Source organism: Hydrogenophaga sp., from assembly GCF_018780075.1.
Classification (GTDB): Bacteria; Pseudomonadota; Gammaproteobacteria; order Burkholderiales; family Burkholderiaceae_C; genus Hydrogenophaga.
Genome location: NZ_JADMKB010000013.1, coordinates 16,787 through 32,723, shown reverse-complemented (window position 1 = coordinate 32,723; position 15,937 = coordinate 16,787). Strand labels below are relative to the sequence as shown.

Genomic DNA, 15,937 nt, shown 5'->3' with positions numbered 1-15,937 from the left:
CTGGGCGCAGGCGCCCTGGGTTGTGCCATCGGCGGCACGCTGGCGCAGGCGGGCAACACGGTGGTGCTGATCAACCGCAACGCCGCACAGGTGGACGCCATCAACACCCACGGCCTGGTGATGCGCACACCCGTGGGCGAACAGGTGGTGAAGACCACGGCCGCCACCAGCGCCCAGGGGCTGGCGCCGGTGGACCTGGTGATCGTGCTCGTCAAGTCCTTCCACACCGAAGCCGCCATGGGTGCCGCCACGAACCTCGTGGGCCCGGACACCACCGTGCTCTCGCTGCAGAACGGCCTGGGCCATGAAGACGTGCTGGCGCAGATCGTGGGGCGCGAACACGTGCTGGCCGGCAAGACCTATGTGGGTGGCGTCATGCTGGCGCCGGGTCACATCATCAGCGGCACCGCAGGCAAAGAGACGCTGATCGGCGAACTCGACGGTCGCCTCAGCGAGCGCGCACAACGCATCGCCGCCACCTTCAACGCCGCGGGCCTGACCACCACGGTGAGCGACAACATCATGGGCACGATGTGGGACAAGCTGCTCATCAACGTGTCCACCGGCGCGGTGAGCGGCATCACGCGCCTGACCTACGGCCCGCTCTACCAGATCCCAGAAATCGAGACCACCGCCGTGGCCGCCGTGCGGGAGGCCATGGACGTGGCCGCCGCCTCGGGGGTGCAGCTGAGCTACACCGACCCGCGCGAAGCCTGGCTCAAGGCCAGCGCCGGACTGCCCGACGACTTCAAGACCTCGATGTTGCAGAGCCTGGAAAAAGGCTCAGTCACCGAGATCGATTTCATCAACGGCGCCGTGGTGCGCTGGGGCCAGCGCTGCGGCGTGCCGACCCCCGTCAACCAGACCCTGGTCGCCTGCATCAAAGGCATCGAAAAAGCCTTGAACCCCCACGCTCCGCCGCTGCGCGGGTCGCTGCCCCCCGAGGGGGCGCGTTTCGCCTTGGGGCGGCCCGGCGGCGAAACCCCCACTACCCCACGGACTTCACCGAGAGACCTCCCATGACAACACCTTTCACCCCGCCCACCCGCGCCTACGTCGAACACGTGGCCGTGCGCGTCAAGGACATCCACTGGCACATCAAATTCTTCTACGAGGTGCTGGGCATGGATGTGCGCGAGATCGACGGCCCGACCGACGACCCGCGCCAGTACTGGACCCTGGGCGGCCTGCAGCTGATGGCCACGCCCGGCTTTGAAGCGCCGCCGAGCAATCACGCGGGCTGGCTGGCCCACCTGGGCGTGATGGTGGACGACCTGGAAGCTGCGCTGAAGGCCGCCGCACCCTGGGGCGTGAAGGCCCTGCCGCAGGGCCGCAACTGGCTGCAACTGCCCGACGGCCTGGCGGTGGAGCTGATCCAGGCCGCACCGGGCAGCGTGGCCGCCGCCCTGGCCGTGAAACCCCGCGCCTGAACCACCCGAGATGACCCTCATGAAACTCACCCCGCCCGTCATCCACTTCACCACGCCCGAAAAATACTGGGACGACGCCACCGAAGGCGACGTCTGCATCAGCCCCACCTACGACGTCACCGAAGCGCGCATCAACGCCTACGCCGTGCTCACGGGCGACTACACCCCCGTGCACATCGACGAGGACTACGCCAAGACCACACCCTTCGGCACCCGCGTGGCGCACGGCCTGTTCGGCCTGTCGATCGCTGACGGCCTGAAGACGCAAAGCGAATACCGCTTCCTGCCCGGCATGTCGCTGGGCTGGACCTGGGACTTCCTGCTGCCCATCAAGATCAACGACACGCTGCACGTGAAGTTCACCGTCACCGGCCTGCGCGCCAGCAAGAGCCGCCCGGGCTGGGGCATCGTGATCCTGCCCTCCGAACTCATCAACCAGCACGGGCAGATCGTCCACAAAGGCGAACACCGCCTGATGGTCCCGCGCCGCCCAGGAGCCTTCTGATGCAAGCCCTTCCCCTCACCGGCATCCGCGTCATCGACTACAGCCACTTCCTGGCCGGCCCCTACGTGGGCCGTTGCCTGGCCGCGCTGGGCGCCGAAGTCATCAAGGTCGAGCGCCCCGGCTCCGGCGACGCCGGCCGCCAGCACGCGCACATCCTCGACAACCAGACCAGCGGCTACTTCCTGCAGCTCAACATGGGCAAGCAGGGCGTGAGCGTGAACATGAAGGACCCGCGCGGCAAGGCCTTCATGCAGAAACTCTGCGACAGCGCCGACGTGTTCATCGAGAACTACCGCCCCGGCGCGCTCGACAAGCTGGGCCTGGGGTATGCCGAGCTGTCGGCCCGCAACCCGAAGCTGGTGTACTGCTCGATCTCGGCCTACGGCCACACCGGGCCGGACTCGCACCGCGCCGGCTTCGGCCTGATCGCCGAGGCCAAGAGCGGCATCATGCAGATGGTGGGCAACCCCGGCGAAGCGCCGCCGCTGCTGCGCATTTCGCTCGGGGACATGTACACCGGCATCCACGCCGTGGCCGCCATCAACGCCGCCCTGCTCGGCCGCGTGGCCAGCGGCAAAGGCCAGCACATCGACATGGCGCTGTACGACACGCTGGTCTCCATGCACGAATACGCGGTGCAGTGCTACACGCTCTCGGGCGGCACGGTGCTGCCGCAGCAGACCGGCCACGACATGCCCACCTCCACGCTCTACGGCGTGTTCCGCGCGCAGGACGGTGACCTGGTGATCGCCGCGCAGGTGGACGACGCGTGGAAGCGCTTCGCCACGCTGCTGGAACAGCATGGCGGCCCGGCGGGCTTTGGCAGCGATACACGCTTCCACAGCCTGAACGGCCGCAATGACCACCGGGTGGAGATCCTGAGCGTGGTCAAAGCTTGGGTGGCGTCGCGGCCGGTGGCCGAGGTGCTGGCCCTGCTGGACGGCATCGACGTGCCCTCGGCCAAGGTACAGCGCATCGACGAGGTCATCAACGACCCGCAGATCCAGGCGCGCGGAATGATCCAGGAACAGGACCACCCACGCTTTGGAAAGCTGCGCCTGCCGAACCTGCCGTTCCGCTTCTCGGACTGCGACACCACCATCCACCAGGTGGCGCCCGATCTGGGCGAACACAACGCCGAGGTGGCCACCAGCCTGGGCTACAGCGCGGCCGACATCGCCACACTGCAGGCCGATGGCGTGCTGTTCGCGAAATAAGGAGACCGCCATGTCAGACGCCTACGCCGTGATCGGCAACCCCATCGGCCACACCAAGTCGCCCCTCATCCATGGCCTGTTTGCCGAGGCCACACACCAGGACATGGTCTACACCGCCATCGAAGGCCGCATCGGCCAGTTCGCGGCCGACGCAGATGCCTTTCGTGCCGCCGGCGGGCGCGGCATGAACGTCACCGCTCCGTTCAAGCTCGACGCGTTCGGATACGCCACCGAGCGCTCGCCGCGCGCACAGATGGCGGGCGCGGTGAACGCGCTCCGTTTCGAGGGCGGGCGCGTGATCGCCGAGAACTTCGACGGCGTGGGCCTGACGCGCGACGTCACCCACAACCTCGGTCGGGCACTCCAGGGCCAACGCGTGCTGCTGCTTGGCGCGGGTGGTGCGGCGCGCGGCGCCCTGCTGCCCTTTCTGGAACAACAACCGGCCTCGCTGGTGGTCGCCAACCGCACGCTCGACAAAGCCGAAGCGCTGGCGAACGAAGCCGCCGCCCACGGCCCGGTGAGCGCCTGCGCCTACACAGACCTCGTGGGCCGGCAGTTCGACGTCGTGTTCAACGCCACCTCGGCCAGCCTGCGCGCCGAGCTGCCACCGGTGCCAGCCACGGTGTTCGCACCCGGCGCGCTGGCCTACGAACTGGCCTACGGCAAAGGGCTCACCCCGTTCCTGCGGCTGGCCCAGCAGGCCGGGGTGACGCAACTCGCCGACGGCGTGGGCATGCTGGTGGAACAGGCGGCCGAGGCCTTTGCGTGGTGGCGCGGCGTGCGCCCGCAGACCGCTCCGGTGATTGAACGGCTGACCGTGCCGCTGGTCTGAATCTGCATCTCCTGGCGCCCCCGCAAGAGCCCTCCATGCGCCCATTGAACCTATACTGCCGGAATGAACGAACCAGTACATTCCCGGAGACACGGGGTTCGAGCGAAGCCACTCGCGGTGAAAGAGACGACGCGCACCAACGACCCCGAACGCACCATGGCCAACATCATGGAAGTGGCGATGGCGGAGTTCGCGGAGAAGGGTCTGGCGGGCGCGCGCATCGACGAGATCGCAGCCGCCACGCACACCAGCAAGCGCATGATCTATTACTACTTCGGCAGCAAGGAGGGCCTGTACCTGGCCGTGCTGGAGGAGTCGTACCGCCGCATGCGCGAGATCGAAGGCCAGCTCAACCTGGACGACCTGGAACCCGAAGCCGCCCTGCGCCGGCTGGTCGAATTCACCTTCGACCACCACGCCGGCAACGAGACCTACATCCGCCTGGTGGTCTCGGAAAACATGAACCGCGGCCAATTCCTGGCGCAGAGCAAAAGCATCCAGCAGCTCAACGTGCCGGCCATTTCGTCAATCCACAAGCTGTACGAGCGTGGCGTGGCCAGCGGTGCGTTTCGCCCGGGTCTGGACCCGATCGACATCCACGCCTCCATCTCGGCGCTGACGTTCTTCAACGTCTCCAACCGACACACCTTCGGGCTGATCTTCAAGCGCGATTTCGCAGCCTCAGCGGTGGCCACGCACCGGCGCGCGGCCGTGGTGGACATGGTGGTGCGCTTCGTGAGGAAGTAGCGCCCCCGCTTTCGGTGTCGCCACCCAGGGGCGATGCGAGCGGCCCGGAGGAGCCGGCTCCACCGCATCCCTGTTGAATTTCATCTCGCTCCGGAAGACGAACAGGTGGATGGACGGCGTCAAAAATAAGGGTAACCCCTGATTTCAAAATACTAACCAGTTCGTACATTTACGGCTCGGAACAACCAGGAGACACACCGTGATCCAGAAAATCCTCGACCAATACTGCCGGGCACTGTCGGTGCTCATGGTGATCAGCCTGTTCCTGATGGTCCTCATGGTGTTTGGCAACGTCGTGATGCGCTACGGCTTCAATTCCGGCATCACCCTCTCCGAAGAACTCTCGCGCTGGCTCTTTGTGTGGATGACCTTCCTGGGCGGCGTGGTCGCCTTGAACGAACGCGCCCACCTCGGCACCGACTCGCTGATCTCCCGCCTGCCCGTGGCTGGCCAGAAGCTCTGTCTTGGCATCAGCTTCGTGGCCATGCTGCTCATCTGCGGCATGATTTTCAAAGGCTCCTTGGAGCAGGTGAAGGTCAACTGGGACTCCACCAGCGCCGTGATGGAAACCTCGATGGGCTACTTCTACGCAAGCGGCATGGTGTTCGCCATCCTGGGCGTCCCCATCCTGGTGTTCAACCTTTGGCGCCTGCTCAGTGGGCAGATGGCCGACAACGAATTGATCGGTATCCGCGAGTCGGACGACATGCCGCACGGTGACCCGCACCCTTAAGAACATCTCAGGAGACATCCCATGACGATCGCCGTTTTTCTGGGTGCCCTCATCGCCGCGATGGCGGTCGGTATTCCCATCTCTTTCTCCCTGCTCATCAGCGGTACCGCGCTCATGTGGCACCTCGACATGTTCGACTCGCAGATACTGGCGCAGAACCTGATCGAGGGTTCCAACAGCTTCCCGCTGCTGGCCGTGCCCTTCTTCATGCTGGCCGGTGAAATCATGAACGCCGGTGGCTTGTCCAAGCGCATTGTGCTGTTCGCCATGTCGCTGGTGGGCCATGTGCGTGGTGGCCTGGGTTATGTGGCCATCATGGCCGCCGTGATCATGGCCGCGCTCTCCGGTTCGGCCGTGGCCGATGCCGCGGCGCTGTCGGCCCTGCTGTTGCCGATGATGGTGCATGCTGGCCACGACAAGGCGCGCTCCGCCGGCCTGCTGGCTTCGGCCTCGATCATCGCGCCCATCATCCCGCCCTCGATCGGCTTCGTGATCTTCGGCGTTGCGGCCAACGTGTCGATCTCCAAGCTGTTCCTGGCCGGCATCGCCCCCGGGGTCATGCTGGCTGTCGCGCTGTGCTTCACCTGGTGGTGGGTGGCGCGAAAGGAAATGGTGGCCCCTCCCGCTCGCAAGAACCGCGGCGAAGTGGTCCATGCGCTCAAGGAAGCTGCATACGCCCTGGGTCTGCCGGTGATCGTGATTGTCGGCCTGAAGTTCGGTGTGTTCACCCCCACCGAAGCAGCTGTGGTCGCGGCGGTGTACGCCCTGGTGATCTCCATGTTCGTGTACGGCGAGCTGAAGTGGAACCAGCTGTTCGGCCTGTTCCTCGCTGCGGCCAAGACCACCTCGGTGATCATGTTCCTGGTGGCGGCCGCCATGGTGTCGGCCTGGCTCATCACCGTGGCCCAGTTGCCGGCCCAGCTGGTCGAGCTGCTCCAGCCCCTGATGGACAACCCCAAGGTGCTGATGGCCGCCATCATGCTGCTGGTGATCGTGGTGGGCACTGCGATGGACATGACGCCCACCATCCTGATCCTGACCCCAGTGCTGATGCCCATCATCAAGGCCGCCGGCATCGACCCGGTGTACTTCGGCGTGCTCTTCATCATGAACAACGCCATCGGCCTGATCACCCCGCCCGTGGGCACGGTGCTCAACACCGTGGCCGGCGTCGGCAAGATCAGCATGGACGACGTGACCAAGGGCGTGTGGCCTTTCATGATCGCCCAGTTCCTGCTGATGTTCCTGATGGTGCTGTTCCCCGAGATCGTCACGGTCCCGGCGCGCTGGCTCGCAGGCTGACCTCCACTTTTGTTTTTCCTTCGCCACCCGTGTCTGGTACGCCGCAGGTGGCACCCCTTCTTTCTGCGTACTGACCTCACCTCTCTGGAGACAACATGAAACGTCTGATGCTCAAAACCCTGGTGGCTGCTGTGGCCGTGGCCGCTTTCGGTGTGGCGCAAGCCCAGGAACGCACCCTGAAGTTCGGCCTGAACGGCCCAGAGGGTCACCCCGCTGTGGCTGGCATGAAGAAGTTCAAGGACGCCGTGGAAGCCAAGTCGGGCGGCAAGATGAAGGTCAACATCTTCCTGAACGGCGCGCTGGGCAGCGACCAGGCCGTGGTCTCCGCGCTCAAGGGCGGCACCATCGAAATGGCCGTCATGAACAGCGGCATCCTGGCCAGCGAGGCCAAGGAACTGGCCATCTTCGACTTCCCCTTCCTGTTCGCCAACGAAAAGGAATCGGACGCCATCGTGGACGGCCCTGTGGGCAAGAAAATGCACGCCCTGCTCGAAGCCAAGGGCATCGTCGGCCTGTCGTACTGGGAACTGGGCTACCGCCAGATCACCAACAGCAAGCGCGCCATCGTCAAGGTGGAAGACATCGAAGGCCTGAAGCTGCGCGTGATCCCCAACCCGATCAACGTGGACTGGGTCAAGGCCCTGGGCGCCAACCCCACGCCGTTGCCGTTCCCCGAGGTGTATGCCGCCCTGGAGCAGAAGGCCATCGACGGCCAGGAGAACCCGGTCTCCGTGATCGCGTCCAACAAGTTCTGGGAAGTGCAGAAGCACATCACCCTGACCAATCACCAGTACAACCCGCAATCGGTCATCTTCAGCAAGAAGGTCTGGGACAGCCTGACCCCGGCCGAGAAGAAGATCATCGACGAGTCGTCTGACGAAGCCGCCAAGGCACAGCGCGAAGCCGCCCGCGGCGCCGTGGCCAAGAACCTGGACCTGCTCAAGCAGAACGGCATGACCGTCAGCCAGTTCCCGCCCGCCGAAGTGGCCAAGCTGCGCACCAAGATGCAGCCCGTGATCGCCAAGTACTCCGCCACCGTGGGTGAAGCCACGGTCAACGAAGTGATGACCGAACTGGCCAAGCTGAGGAAGTGATTTGACCCACCCCTGCCACGGCCCTAAGGGGCCGTGACCCCCTCAAGGGGGCGGCGCTGGCGGCCCGGCAAAGCCGGTTCCGCGGCGCCCCTGGGTGAAGTCATTTCGCGCCCTTCCTTCTTCCTTGTCTGCCGGTTCCGCATTCGGAGCTGGCAACAACCCTTCACGAATCTCTCTCCACCATGTCCAAGACCCGCATTGCCGTTGCCGGTGCCGGCCTGATCGGTCAGGCCCACATCGGTGTGCTGCTGGCCAGCCCGACGTGCGCGCTGTCGGCCGTGGTGGACCCTTCTCCTGCGGCCGCCGCCGTGGCCGCGCAGGCCGGCGTGCCGCTGTACGCCAGCCTCGACGAGCTGCTGGCCCTGGGCCGGCCCGATGGCCTGTTGCTGGCCACGCCCAATTCGCTGCATGTGCCGCAGGCGCTGCAGTGCATCGCAGCAGGCCTATCCATCCTGCTGGAAAAACCCATCGCCACCACGGTGGCCGAGGGCCAGACGCTGGTGGACGCCGTCGAGCACAGCGGCGCCCAGGTGCTCATCGGCCACCACCGCGCGCACAGTCCCATCATGGCCAAGGCCCGGCAGGTGGTGCAGTCCGGCCAGCTCGGCCGGCTGGTCACGGTCATGGGCAGCGCCACCTTCTACAAGCCCGACGCCTACTTCGACGGTGGCCCGTGGCGCCGCGAAATCGGTGGCGGCCCGATTCTGATCAACATGATCCACGAGGTGCACAACCTGCGCATGCTGTGTGGCGAGATCGTGGCCGTGCAGGCCTTCCAGTCCAGCGCCACCCGCGGCTTCGCGGTGGAAGACACCGTGGCCATCAACCTGCGCTTTGCCAACGGCGCGCTGGGCAGCTTCATGCTCAGCGACACCGCCGCCTGCCCGCGCAGCTGGGAACAGACCTCGCAGGAAAACAAGGCCTACGCCACCTACGAAGACGAAGACTGCTACGTGGTCGCCGGCACCCACGGCAGCCTGTCGGTACCGACCATGCGCCTCAAGACATACCCGCGCGACGAAGACCGCTCGTGGTGGAAACCGTTCGAAGTGGGCACCGTGGGCATGGTGCGCGACGATCCGCTCAAGCACCAGATCGAACACTTTGGCGCCGTGGTGCGCGGCGAAGCCAGCCCGCTGGTGACCGCACGCGACGGTCTGCAGAACCTCAAGATCACCGAAGCCATTGCCGAGGCCGCCGCCAGCGGCCGTGTGGTCGAATTGCACTGAACCCCATCCCTCCCAGGAGCACCGCATGAAAAAGATCCTCATCCTCAACGGCCCCAACCTCAACCTGCTCGGCACCCGCGAACCTGCGCAGTACGGCTACACGACCCTGCCCGACGTGGAGGCCTTCTGCAAGGCCCACGGCGAGAAGATCGGCTACGAGGTCGAGTGCCTGCAGAGCAACTGGGAAGGCGCGCTGATCGACAAGATCCACGAAGCCGGCCGCCAGTTCAAGGCGGGCGAACTGCTGGGCGTGGTGATCAACCCCGGCGCCCTCACCCACACCTCCATCGCGCTGCACGACGCCATCAAGGGCATGGACCCGCTGCCCGTGATCGAGTGCCACATCTCCAACGTGCACGCCCGCGAAGAATTCCGCCACCACTCGTGGGTCTCGCCCGCCGCGGCCGGCATCGTGATCGGTTTTGGCGTGGACGGTTACCTCATCGCCATGGACGGCCTGGTGCGCAAGTTCGTGAACTCGGCCGCCTCGAAAAAGCCCTGATCTGCCGCCCACCGCCTCGCGCAAGCTGCCCATTCCGAAGAGCCCCATCATGATCAACGGCCACACCGAACTCATCGCCCACATCGGCTACCCGACGCACAGCTTCAAGTCGCCGTCGATCTACAACCCCTATTTCGAGCACGTCGGGGTGAACGCGATCGTGGTGCCCTTCGGCTGCAAGCCCGAGGACTACCCGGCCTTCCTCAAAAGCGTCTTCACGCTCACCAACATCCGCGGCGCGCTGATCACCATGCCGCACAAGGTGGTCACCGTCGGCCTGCTCGATGAGGTGACGCCCACCGTCAAGGTCGCCGGCGCCTGCAACGCGGTGAAACGCCTGCCCGACGGCCGTCTGGTGGGCGAGCAGTTCGACGGCGCCGGCTTCGTGCGCGGCGTGATGCGCAAGGGCCTGACGCTGACCGGCGCGCGCGCGCTCGTGGTCGGCAGCGGCGGCGTGGGTTGCGCCATCGCCGCCTCGCTGGCCGGCGCAGGCATCGCCCACATCAGCCTGTACGACGTCAACACCGCCTCCGCCGAGGCCCTGGGCCAGCGCATCCGCGACAACTACCCCGCCATCATGGTGAGCACCGGCAGCAACGACCCCGCCGGGTTTGACCTCGTGGTCAACGCCACCCCCATGGGCATGAACGAAGGCGACCCGCTGCCCATGGACGTGTCGCGCCTGGACGCGCGCACCTTCGTCGGCGAGGTCGTGATGCGCACCGAAATGACCGCCTTCCTCAGCGCCGCGAAAGCCAGAGGCTGCCCGGTGCAAGTGGGTTCCGACATGCTGTTCGAAATGATCCCCGCGTATCTGGAATACTTCGGCTTCCCCACCACCACACCCGACGTGCTGCGCGTGGTGGCCCGGCTCAGCTACTGACCCCGCCGCGCTGTCGGGCCGCGCCACCGCCGCCCCGAAGAGCCCCCGCTTGACCGATCTCCGCTACCCCCACCCGGCCCTCGGCATTGCCCTGGCCGTCGCCGCCACCGCCTGCTTCGCCCTGCTCGACACCACCTCGCAATACGTCGGCGGCGTGGTCCCCGTGATGATGGCCGTGTGGCTGCGCTTCTTGGTGCAGACCGGCATGACCGCCGCCATGCTCTACCCCAGCCAGGGCAAGTCGCTCTTCATCACCAAGACACCCGGCTGGCAGCTGCTGCGCGGCGCGCTCATGGTCACCTCGGGCACCATCGCCTACCTCGCGCTGCAGCACGTGCCGGTGGGTGAGTTCACCGCCATCCTCATGCTCGTGCCGCTCGCGATCACCGTGCTCGCCGCCCCGCTGCTGCGCGAGCGCGTGTCCGCGCTCACCTGGGCGCTCGTGGCCGGCGGTTTCATCGGCGCGCTGATCGTGATCCGCCCCAAGACCGCCGATTTCGCGGGCGGCCTGCACGGCGCCATGTTCCTGCCGCTGGTGCTGGTGTTCATCAACGCGCTCTACCAGATCGTCACCAGCAAGATGGTAAAAACCGAAGACCCGGGCACCATGCACTTCTACACCGGCCTCACCGGCCTGGTGTTCGGCACCATCGCCCTGCCCTGGAGCTGGGCCCCCATGGCGACCTGGCAACTCTGGGCGCTGGTCGGGCTCATGGGCGTGTTCGGCTCGCTGGGCCACTACCTGATGATCCAGGCCTACCACCGGGCCCCCGCCTCGCTCATCACCCCCTACATGTACGCCCAGATCGCCTTCGCCACGCTGGCCGGCTGGGTGGTGTTCGGGTACGCGCCCGATGGGTGGACGGTGCTCGGGGTGGCGCTGATTGCGCTGTGTGGGGGGTTGGGGGTGCGGGTTCGGTAGGCTGGCCGTGCCAGCCCCGCGAGCCTGGGGTTCAGGGAGCGGGGTGCTTCGGCGTGTCCGCGATGGGATTGCCGTCGTCATCCAGATCCGTGTTCGGTTTGATGGCCGGCGAACCGGCGCCTGGCGCGTCATCGACGTTGGCCTCCACCATTTTCAGGAATTCATCCACCTCGTCGGTGGAGTGCTTCGAAGGCTCGATGTGGGCCGTTTTTTCGCTGGTCATGGGGTGTCCTTTCGGTGTGGGGCGGGACGTTGGCTGCGGTCCATGTCGCTTGGGTGGACCAGGGCCTTCAGCCGCTGCGACCGGCAAACCCGTCGCCGCACCTTCATCAGGTCAGCTTCGAGCCCGTCTGTCTGTTCGCCAGCGAACAGCTGGGGGGACCAGCCGCAACCCGTGCAGAGGGTCCGGTCGCCACCGGTGCGCTCGCCGCGGCGATGCGCTCACCCACCGGGCTTTGCCTTGCTGGCGGGCCGGCGAAGGCTGCGGGGCGCCGCGACCGGGGTCGCCCCCGCGGTGCCACGCGACGGCAGGGCGCGCCCCATGACCGGCGCCGCCACGGGCTCGACGATGTCGGCCAGCGTCATGCCGTCGAGTTCCTTGAAGTAGGCCCCCAGCGCGGCGTTGAACAGGCCCTTCAGGCGGCAGGTCGGCGACAGCGTGCACTGGTTGGAGCCCGGGTCGAAACACTCGACCAGGCGGAAGTCGGTCTCCGAGGCGCGCACCACGTCCCCGATGCGCAGCTGGGCCGGGTCTTTCAGCAAGCGCAGTCCGCCGCCGCGGCCCCGCGTGGTCTCCAGCACACCCTGGCGGCCGAGGTCGGTGACGATCTTCATCAGGTGGTTCCGGGACACCCCGTGTTGTTCGGCCAGTTCGCTGATGGTCACCATCTGCTGCGGGCGGGCCGCGCAGTACATCAGCACGCGCAGGGTGTAGTCGGTGTACTCGGCAAGTCGCATGGAAAACCTTAAAGAGGTACAAAGTATATTTCTTTAAAGATGGTTTGGGTATAAGATTCATCTCACATGCTTCTTATGAGACCCTCGCAGCGACCCGACGGTCGCTGCAACGCCCACCCCACCATGCCCGCCCTGCCCTTGCACGCCTTGCCACCCGAGCCCACCGCCGCGCCACAGCCCCCGGGCTGGCCGTTGCTGAGGCTGGGATTCCGGCCCTTCTACCTGGGGGCTGCGTCGTTCGCGCTGCTGGCGGTTCCCCTGTGGGTGGTGTTGTTCCTGAGCCGGTGGAACCTCACCATGGCACTGCCACCACTGCTGTGGCACGCGCACGACATGCTGTTCGGCTTTGCGATCGCCGTCATCCTGGGCTTCCTGCTGACCGCGGTCAAAGCCTGGACGGGGCTGGTCACGCCGCGCGGTGCCTTTCTGGGGGCCCTGGCCCTGTTGTGGCTCGCGGCCCGGGTGGCCGCCGTGACCGGGCCCTACGCGCTGTACGCCGTGCTGGACCTGGCGCTGCTGCCCCTGGTGGCCGCGGTGCTCACCCGCCTGCTGCTGCGCGCGGGCAACCGTCGCAACCTGCCGCTGGCGGGCATGTTGATGCTGCTCGCGCTGGCCAACGGTGTCTTTCACCTGGGGGTGATCGGCGCCCTCGATGTTTCCCCGCTGACCCCGTTGCACGCTGCCCTGGCCCTGATCGTGATGATCGAGTGCGTGATCGCGGGCCGGGTGATTCCGGCCTTCACGATGAGCGCGACCCCGGGTCTGAAGCTCCAGGTGCGCACGCCGGTGGAGCGCGCCGCGCTGGCGCTCACCGCACTGGCCTTGCTGCTGTGGGTGTTGGCGCCGGCCTCGTCGGGCTGGAACATGGTCGGCGGCCTGGCGTTTTCGCTCGCCGCAGTGGCCCAGGTGGGGCGGCTGCTGCAGTGGCGGCCTGCGATGACCCGGCACCGCCCGATCCTGTGGATCCTGCATGTGTCCTACGCCTGGATTCCCTTCGGCCTGGCCTTGCTGGCGGCGGCCCGGTTCGGCTGGATCGGCGTTTCAGCCGGCGTGCATGCGCTGGCGATCGGGGCCACCGCCGGTCTCATCATCGGCATGATGACCCGCACCGCCCGCGGCCACACCGGGCGCGCGCTGCAGGTGTCCCGCCCGGAGATCACGGCCTACCTGCTCGTGATGCTGGCGGCTGCGGTGCGCGTGCTGCTGCCGCTGGCGGTGCCGCCATGGCTGCCACTGGCCCTGGTGATTTCTGCAGCGGCCTGGTCGGTGGCGTTTGCGATCTACCTCTTCATCTACACCCCCTGGCTGCTCCAGACGCGCTTCGACGGCAAGGACGGCTGACGCTCTTTTGATCCCGCTCCGCTTTTTCAACCCAATCCGTTTCACCCACCTCAGGACCCTTCCATGAACACCACCACCGCTCCCGCCCCCACCGTGGACCTGCGCAGCATCGCTCCGCGCGAACGCCACTCGCTCGTGTTCTCCACCTTCAAGGCCTTGCCACCCGGCGCGGCCATGGAGCTCATCAACGACCACAACCCGCAGCCGCTGCGCGGGCAGTTCGAGAGCGGTCTCTACGGCGCCTTCAGCTGGACACCGCTGGAAAGTGGTCCCGATCAATGGCGGGTGCAGATCGCCAAACCGGCCGATAGCCAGCCCGTGCACGGGGTGGATTCCTGCTGTGGGTCCTGCGGCGGCTGACCGGGAGCCCGCGCCATGACCTTTGTGGTGACCGAATCGTGCATCCGGTGCAAATACACCGATTGCGTCGACGTCTGCCCGGTCGACGCGTTCCGCGAAGGACCGAACTTCCTGGTGATCGATCCCAACGACTGCATCGACTGCGCGGTCTGTGTCCCGGAATGCCCGGTCTCGGCAATCTACGCCGAGGAAGACGTGCCCAATGACCAGCGGGACTTCACGCCGCTCAACGCCGAGCTGGCGCTCCTGTGGAAACCGATCACTCGGACCAAGCCCGCGCTGCCCGACGCCGACGCGTGGAGCGCGGTGCAGGACAAACGCGACCAGCTCGAACGCTGAAACCGCCCCACTTGCGAGAAACCCGGGACAGCCACCGGGCCGTGTCACAGACCCAGTGACAACATCGCGGCTTCGGACATTCCCCTTCACGCTGTTGAGTCCTGCGCACAGACCTTCAGTTTCCGCCGCTTGCGCCGAAAGAGACGAAAGACGCCCCATCTCTCGCCACCACCCACCATGTCCATCTCCGCCCTCTCCGGCCCCTCCTCCGCCGCCATCGGCCTGAGCGGCATGCGCGCCGCGCAGCTGCGGCTGGACACAAGCGCGCACAACGTGGCCAACGCGCAGACGCCGGGTTTCCAGCGGCAGGGGGTGACGCAGACGGCCCGGCCGGGCCTGGGTGGGGTGGACGCGCAGATCGGGCGAGACGCGGCGGGCCCGTCGTCGAGCGGCGACTTTGCGCACCTGGCCGAGGACCTGGTTGCGCAGCGGATGAGCGTCTACAGCTTCGCCGCCAACCTGCGCACGGTCGAGACGGAAGACCGCATGTTGGGCTCGCTGCTCGACACCCAGGCCTGACCCCGGCCGGTTGAACACCGGCAACGTCCAGCCGTAACAGACCGCGAGGCCGGTAACCGATGGCAAAGGGCGCTGCGCTGCAAGCCAGCCTTAAGGCAGGAAACGGCACAATACGTGCCAATTTTTCGCCCGATTTCTGGCCCGGCACCCGGCCAGGCCCAGACCGCCGTTCGCCATGACGCTCCTGCCCCGCTCCACCCCTTTCACCACCCGATTCGTGCCGCTGCTGCTGTGCGCCGTGCTCGCCGCCTGCGCCGGGCCGCAGACCGATGCGACGGACGTGGTCGAAGCCGATGAGTCGGAAGAGGACGGTGGCCGCGCCAAGTCGCGCCCGGTGGTGCTGGACGGCACGGCCTGGCAGAGCCGCAACCACATCGAGGGCCTGGCGCCCGCGGCCCGCTGGGAGCACCAGGTCTACATGAACCGCCGGCCCACGCACTACAACGCCACCGAGCACGCCGGCCGGCCGGCCGTGATGGCCCAGGCCGAGGGCGCCAACAGCACGCTGAGCCTGCCCCTGGCCCCCGCGCCCGGCGCCTTGCCCAAGCGCATCCGGTTCTCGCTGTTCGTCCCGACCCTGAACCCGGCGTTCGACCTGAAGGAAAAGGGCGAAGACGACGCGGTGGCGCGGCTGATCCTGAGCTTCGAGGGCGACCGCAGCAAGCAGTGGACGGCGCGCGACCACATCGTGTCCGAGCTGTCCAGCCTGATCGCGGGCAAGCCGCTGCCCTACGCGTCGATCATGTACGTGTGGGACAGCCGCTACCCCGCCGGCAGCGTGATCCCCAACCCCTACACCAGCCGCATCCGCCAGATCGTGGTCGAGTCGGGGCCGGACCGCCTGAACCAGTGGGTGGACTTTGACCGCGACATCGAGGCCGATTTCAAGAAGGCCTTTGGCGAAACGCCCGGCGCGCTGATCGGGCTGGGCCTGATGACCGACTCCAACAACTCGGGCGCCACGGTGACCGCCTGGTACGGCCCGCTGGACGTGACGCTGTCGTCGCCCCGGCCCTGAAAGGCGA

The 15,937-nt window shown here is 66.7% G+C and carries 20 protein-coding genes; 18 read left to right on the top strand and 2 right to left on the bottom strand.

The features are described 5' to 3' along the window. The 13 genes from IV088_RS04685 to IV088_RS04625 all read left to right on the top strand — a co-directional run. Nucleotides 1–1,023, top strand: a 1,023-nt coding sequence (locus IV088_RS04685; protein ID WP_291098394.1) for a ketopantoate reductase family protein, incomplete at its 5' end; no start/stop codon positions are given. After that, nucleotides 1,020–1,430: a VOC family protein gene (locus IV088_RS04680; RefSeq protein ID WP_291098392.1), complete on the top strand. Its 411-nt coding sequence runs from the start codon at nucleotides 1,020–1,022 to the stop codon at nucleotides 1,428–1,430. The genes IV088_RS04685 and IV088_RS04680, both read left to right, overlap by 4 nt. 19 nt (nucleotides 1,431–1,449) lie before the next feature. Beyond that, a complete protein-coding gene (locus IV088_RS04675) occupies nucleotides 1,450–1,935 on the top strand; it encodes a MaoC family dehydratase (protein WP_291098387.1) in 486 nt (161 codons plus the stop codon). Further along, nucleotides 1,935–3,152, top strand: coding sequence for a CoA transferase (locus IV088_RS04670; protein ID WP_291098384.1), 1,218 nt, complete (start codon nucleotides 1,935–1,937; stop codon nucleotides 3,150–3,152). The genes IV088_RS04675 and IV088_RS04670 overlap by 1 nt, the downstream gene beginning before the upstream one ends. A 10-nt stretch (nucleotides 3,153–3,162) precedes the next feature. Beyond that, the gene (aroE, locus tag IV088_RS04665; RefSeq protein ID WP_291098381.1) at nucleotides 3,163–3,984 is read left to right on the top strand and encodes a shikimate dehydrogenase; all 822 of its coding nucleotides are present in this window, start codon (nucleotides 3,163–3,165) and stop codon (nucleotides 3,982–3,984) included. A gap of 63 nt (nucleotides 3,985–4,047) precedes the next feature. Further along, complete coding sequence (locus IV088_RS04660) at nucleotides 4,048–4,731, top strand: TetR/AcrR family transcriptional regulator (protein ID WP_291098378.1); 684 nt, start codon at nucleotides 4,048–4,050, stop codon at nucleotides 4,729–4,731. A 199-nt stretch (nucleotides 4,732–4,930) separates the two neighbouring features. Continuing rightward, nucleotides 4,931–5,464 carry a TRAP transporter small permease gene (locus IV088_RS04655; protein ID WP_291098376.1) on the top strand — a complete coding sequence of 178 codons (534 nt, stop codon included), beginning with the start codon at nucleotides 4,931–4,933 and terminating at the stop codon, nucleotides 5,462–5,464. A gap of 21 nt (nucleotides 5,465–5,485) precedes the next feature. After that, nucleotides 5,486–6,766, top strand: coding sequence for a TRAP transporter large permease subunit (locus IV088_RS04650; RefSeq protein WP_291098373.1), 1,281 nt, complete (start codon nucleotides 5,486–5,488; stop codon nucleotides 6,764–6,766). Between the two features lie 95 nt (nucleotides 6,767–6,861). Next, nucleotides 6,862–7,860 carry a TRAP transporter substrate-binding protein gene (locus tag IV088_RS04645; protein WP_291098370.1) on the top strand — a complete coding sequence of 333 codons (999 nt, stop codon included), beginning with the start codon at nucleotides 6,862–6,864 and terminating at the stop codon, nucleotides 7,858–7,860. A 182-nt stretch (nucleotides 7,861–8,042) separates the two neighbouring features. Next, entirely contained in the window at nucleotides 8,043–9,089 is a 1,047-nt protein-coding gene (locus IV088_RS04640; RefSeq protein WP_291098367.1) for a Gfo/Idh/MocA family oxidoreductase, read from the top strand. A 25-nt stretch (nucleotides 9,090–9,114) separates the two neighbouring features. Next, nucleotides 9,115–9,591 carry a type II 3-dehydroquinate dehydratase gene (aroQ, locus tag IV088_RS04635; RefSeq protein ID WP_291098364.1) on the top strand — a complete coding sequence of 159 codons (477 nt, stop codon included), beginning with the start codon at nucleotides 9,115–9,117 and terminating at the stop codon, nucleotides 9,589–9,591. 49 nt (nucleotides 9,592–9,640) lie between these two features. Further along, on the top strand, nucleotides 9,641–10,474 hold the full coding sequence (locus tag IV088_RS04630) for a shikimate dehydrogenase (protein WP_291098361.1): 834 nt from the start codon (nucleotides 9,641–9,643) through the stop codon (nucleotides 10,472–10,474). A gap of 49 nt (nucleotides 10,475–10,523) precedes the next feature. Next, nucleotides 10,524–11,396, top strand: a complete 873-nt coding sequence (locus IV088_RS04625; RefSeq protein WP_291098358.1) for a DMT family transporter — start codon at nucleotides 10,524–10,526, stop codon at nucleotides 11,394–11,396. A 31-nt stretch (nucleotides 11,397–11,427) separates the two neighbouring features. Here the strand turns inward: IV088_RS04625 and IV088_RS04620 are convergent, their stop codons facing one another. Both IV088_RS04620 and IV088_RS04615 read right to left on the bottom strand, forming a co-directional pair. Then, nucleotides 11,428–11,619 carry a hypothetical protein gene (locus IV088_RS04620; protein ID WP_291098356.1) on the bottom strand — a complete coding sequence of 64 codons (192 nt, stop codon included), beginning with the start codon at nucleotides 11,617–11,619 and terminating at the stop codon, nucleotides 11,428–11,430. 218 nt (nucleotides 11,620–11,837) lie between these two features. Then, on the bottom strand, nucleotides 11,838–12,353 hold the full coding sequence (locus IV088_RS04615) for an Rrf2 family transcriptional regulator (RefSeq protein WP_291098352.1): 516 nt from the start codon (nucleotides 12,351–12,353) through the stop codon (nucleotides 11,838–11,840). A 123-nt stretch (nucleotides 12,354–12,476) separates the two neighbouring features. Here IV088_RS04615 and IV088_RS04610 point away from each other — a divergent pair, with 123 nt between their 5' ends. From IV088_RS04610 to IV088_RS04590, 5 genes are all read left to right on the top strand, one after another. Beyond that, nucleotides 12,477–13,694 (top strand): NnrS family protein, encoded by a 1,218-nt coding sequence (locus IV088_RS04610; protein ID WP_291098400.1) that lies wholly within the window; start codon nucleotides 12,477–12,479, stop codon nucleotides 13,692–13,694. A gap of 63 nt (nucleotides 13,695–13,757) precedes the next feature. After that, a complete protein-coding gene (locus IV088_RS04605) occupies nucleotides 13,758–14,054 on the top strand; it encodes a DUF2249 domain-containing protein (RefSeq protein ID WP_291098350.1) in 297 nt (98 codons plus the stop codon). Between the two features lie 15 nt (nucleotides 14,055–14,069). Then, the gene (gene fdxA, locus IV088_RS04600) at nucleotides 14,070–14,393 is read left to right on the top strand and encodes a ferredoxin FdxA (RefSeq protein WP_291098347.1); all 324 of its coding nucleotides are present in this window, start codon (nucleotides 14,070–14,072) and stop codon (nucleotides 14,391–14,393) included. Nucleotides 14,394–14,570: 177 nt separating this feature from the next. After that, entirely contained in the window at nucleotides 14,571–14,912 is a 342-nt protein-coding gene (locus IV088_RS04595) for a flagellar basal body protein (RefSeq protein WP_291098344.1), read from the top strand. 175 nt (nucleotides 14,913–15,087) lie between these two features. Next, on the top strand, nucleotides 15,088–15,930 hold the full coding sequence (locus IV088_RS04590; RefSeq protein ID WP_291098341.1) for a DUF3047 domain-containing protein: 843 nt from the start codon (nucleotides 15,088–15,090) through the stop codon (nucleotides 15,928–15,930). The last annotated feature ends 7 nt before the right edge of the window (nucleotides 15,931–15,937 follow it).

What these genes read in the sequence shown, in the direction of transcription:
- IV088_RS04605 (WP_291098350.1), top strand. Translation starts at nt 13,758, where the DNA reads ATGAACACCACCACCGCTCCCGCCCCCACCGTGGACCTGCGCAGCATC.
- IV088_RS04640 (WP_291098367.1), top strand. Translation starts at nt 8,043, where the DNA reads ATGTCCAAGACCCGCATTGCCGTTGCCGGTGCCGGCCTGATCGGTCAG.
- IV088_RS04675 (WP_291098387.1), top strand. Translation starts at nt 1,450, where the DNA reads ATGAAACTCACCCCGCCCGTCATCCACTTCACCACGCCCGAAAAATAC.
- aroE (WP_291098381.1), top strand. Translation starts at nt 3,163, where the DNA reads ATGTCAGACGCCTACGCCGTGATCGGCAACCCCATCGGCCACACCAAG.
- IV088_RS04590 (WP_291098341.1), top strand. Translation starts at nt 15,088, where the DNA reads ATGACGCTCCTGCCCCGCTCCACCCCTTTCACCACCCGATTCGTGCCG.
- aroQ (WP_291098364.1), top strand. Translation starts at nt 9,115, where the DNA reads ATGAAAAAGATCCTCATCCTCAACGGCCCCAACCTCAACCTGCTCGGC.
- IV088_RS04680 (WP_291098392.1), top strand. Translation starts at nt 1,020, where the DNA reads ATGACAACACCTTTCACCCCGCCCACCCGCGCCTACGTCGAACACGTG.
- IV088_RS04630 (WP_291098361.1), top strand. Translation starts at nt 9,641, where the DNA reads ATGATCAACGGCCACACCGAACTCATCGCCCACATCGGCTACCCGACG.
- IV088_RS04595 (WP_291098344.1), top strand. Translation starts at nt 14,571, where the DNA reads ATGTCCATCTCCGCCCTCTCCGGCCCCTCCTCCGCCGCCATCGGCCTG.
- IV088_RS04610 (WP_291098400.1), top strand. Translation starts at nt 12,477, where the DNA reads ATGCCCGCCCTGCCCTTGCACGCCTTGCCACCCGAGCCCACCGCCGCG.
- IV088_RS04650 (WP_291098373.1), top strand. Translation starts at nt 5,486, where the DNA reads ATGACGATCGCCGTTTTTCTGGGTGCCCTCATCGCCGCGATGGCGGTC.
- IV088_RS04615 (WP_291098352.1), bottom strand. Translation starts at nt 12,353, where the DNA reads ATGCGACTTGCCGAGTACACCGACTACACCCTGCGCGTGCTGATGTAC.
- IV088_RS04660 (WP_291098378.1), top strand. Translation starts at nt 4,048, where the DNA reads ATGAACGAACCAGTACATTCCCGGAGACACGGGGTTCGAGCGAAGCCA.
- IV088_RS04620 (WP_291098356.1), bottom strand. Translation starts at nt 11,619, where the DNA reads ATGACCAGCGAAAAAACGGCCCACATCGAGCCTTCGAAGCACTCCACC.
- fdxA (WP_291098347.1), top strand. Translation starts at nt 14,070, where the DNA reads ATGACCTTTGTGGTGACCGAATCGTGCATCCGGTGCAAATACACCGAT.
- IV088_RS04645 (WP_291098370.1), top strand. Translation starts at nt 6,862, where the DNA reads ATGAAACGTCTGATGCTCAAAACCCTGGTGGCTGCTGTGGCCGTGGCC.
- IV088_RS04670 (WP_291098384.1), top strand. Translation starts at nt 1,935, where the DNA reads ATGCAAGCCCTTCCCCTCACCGGCATCCGCGTCATCGACTACAGCCAC.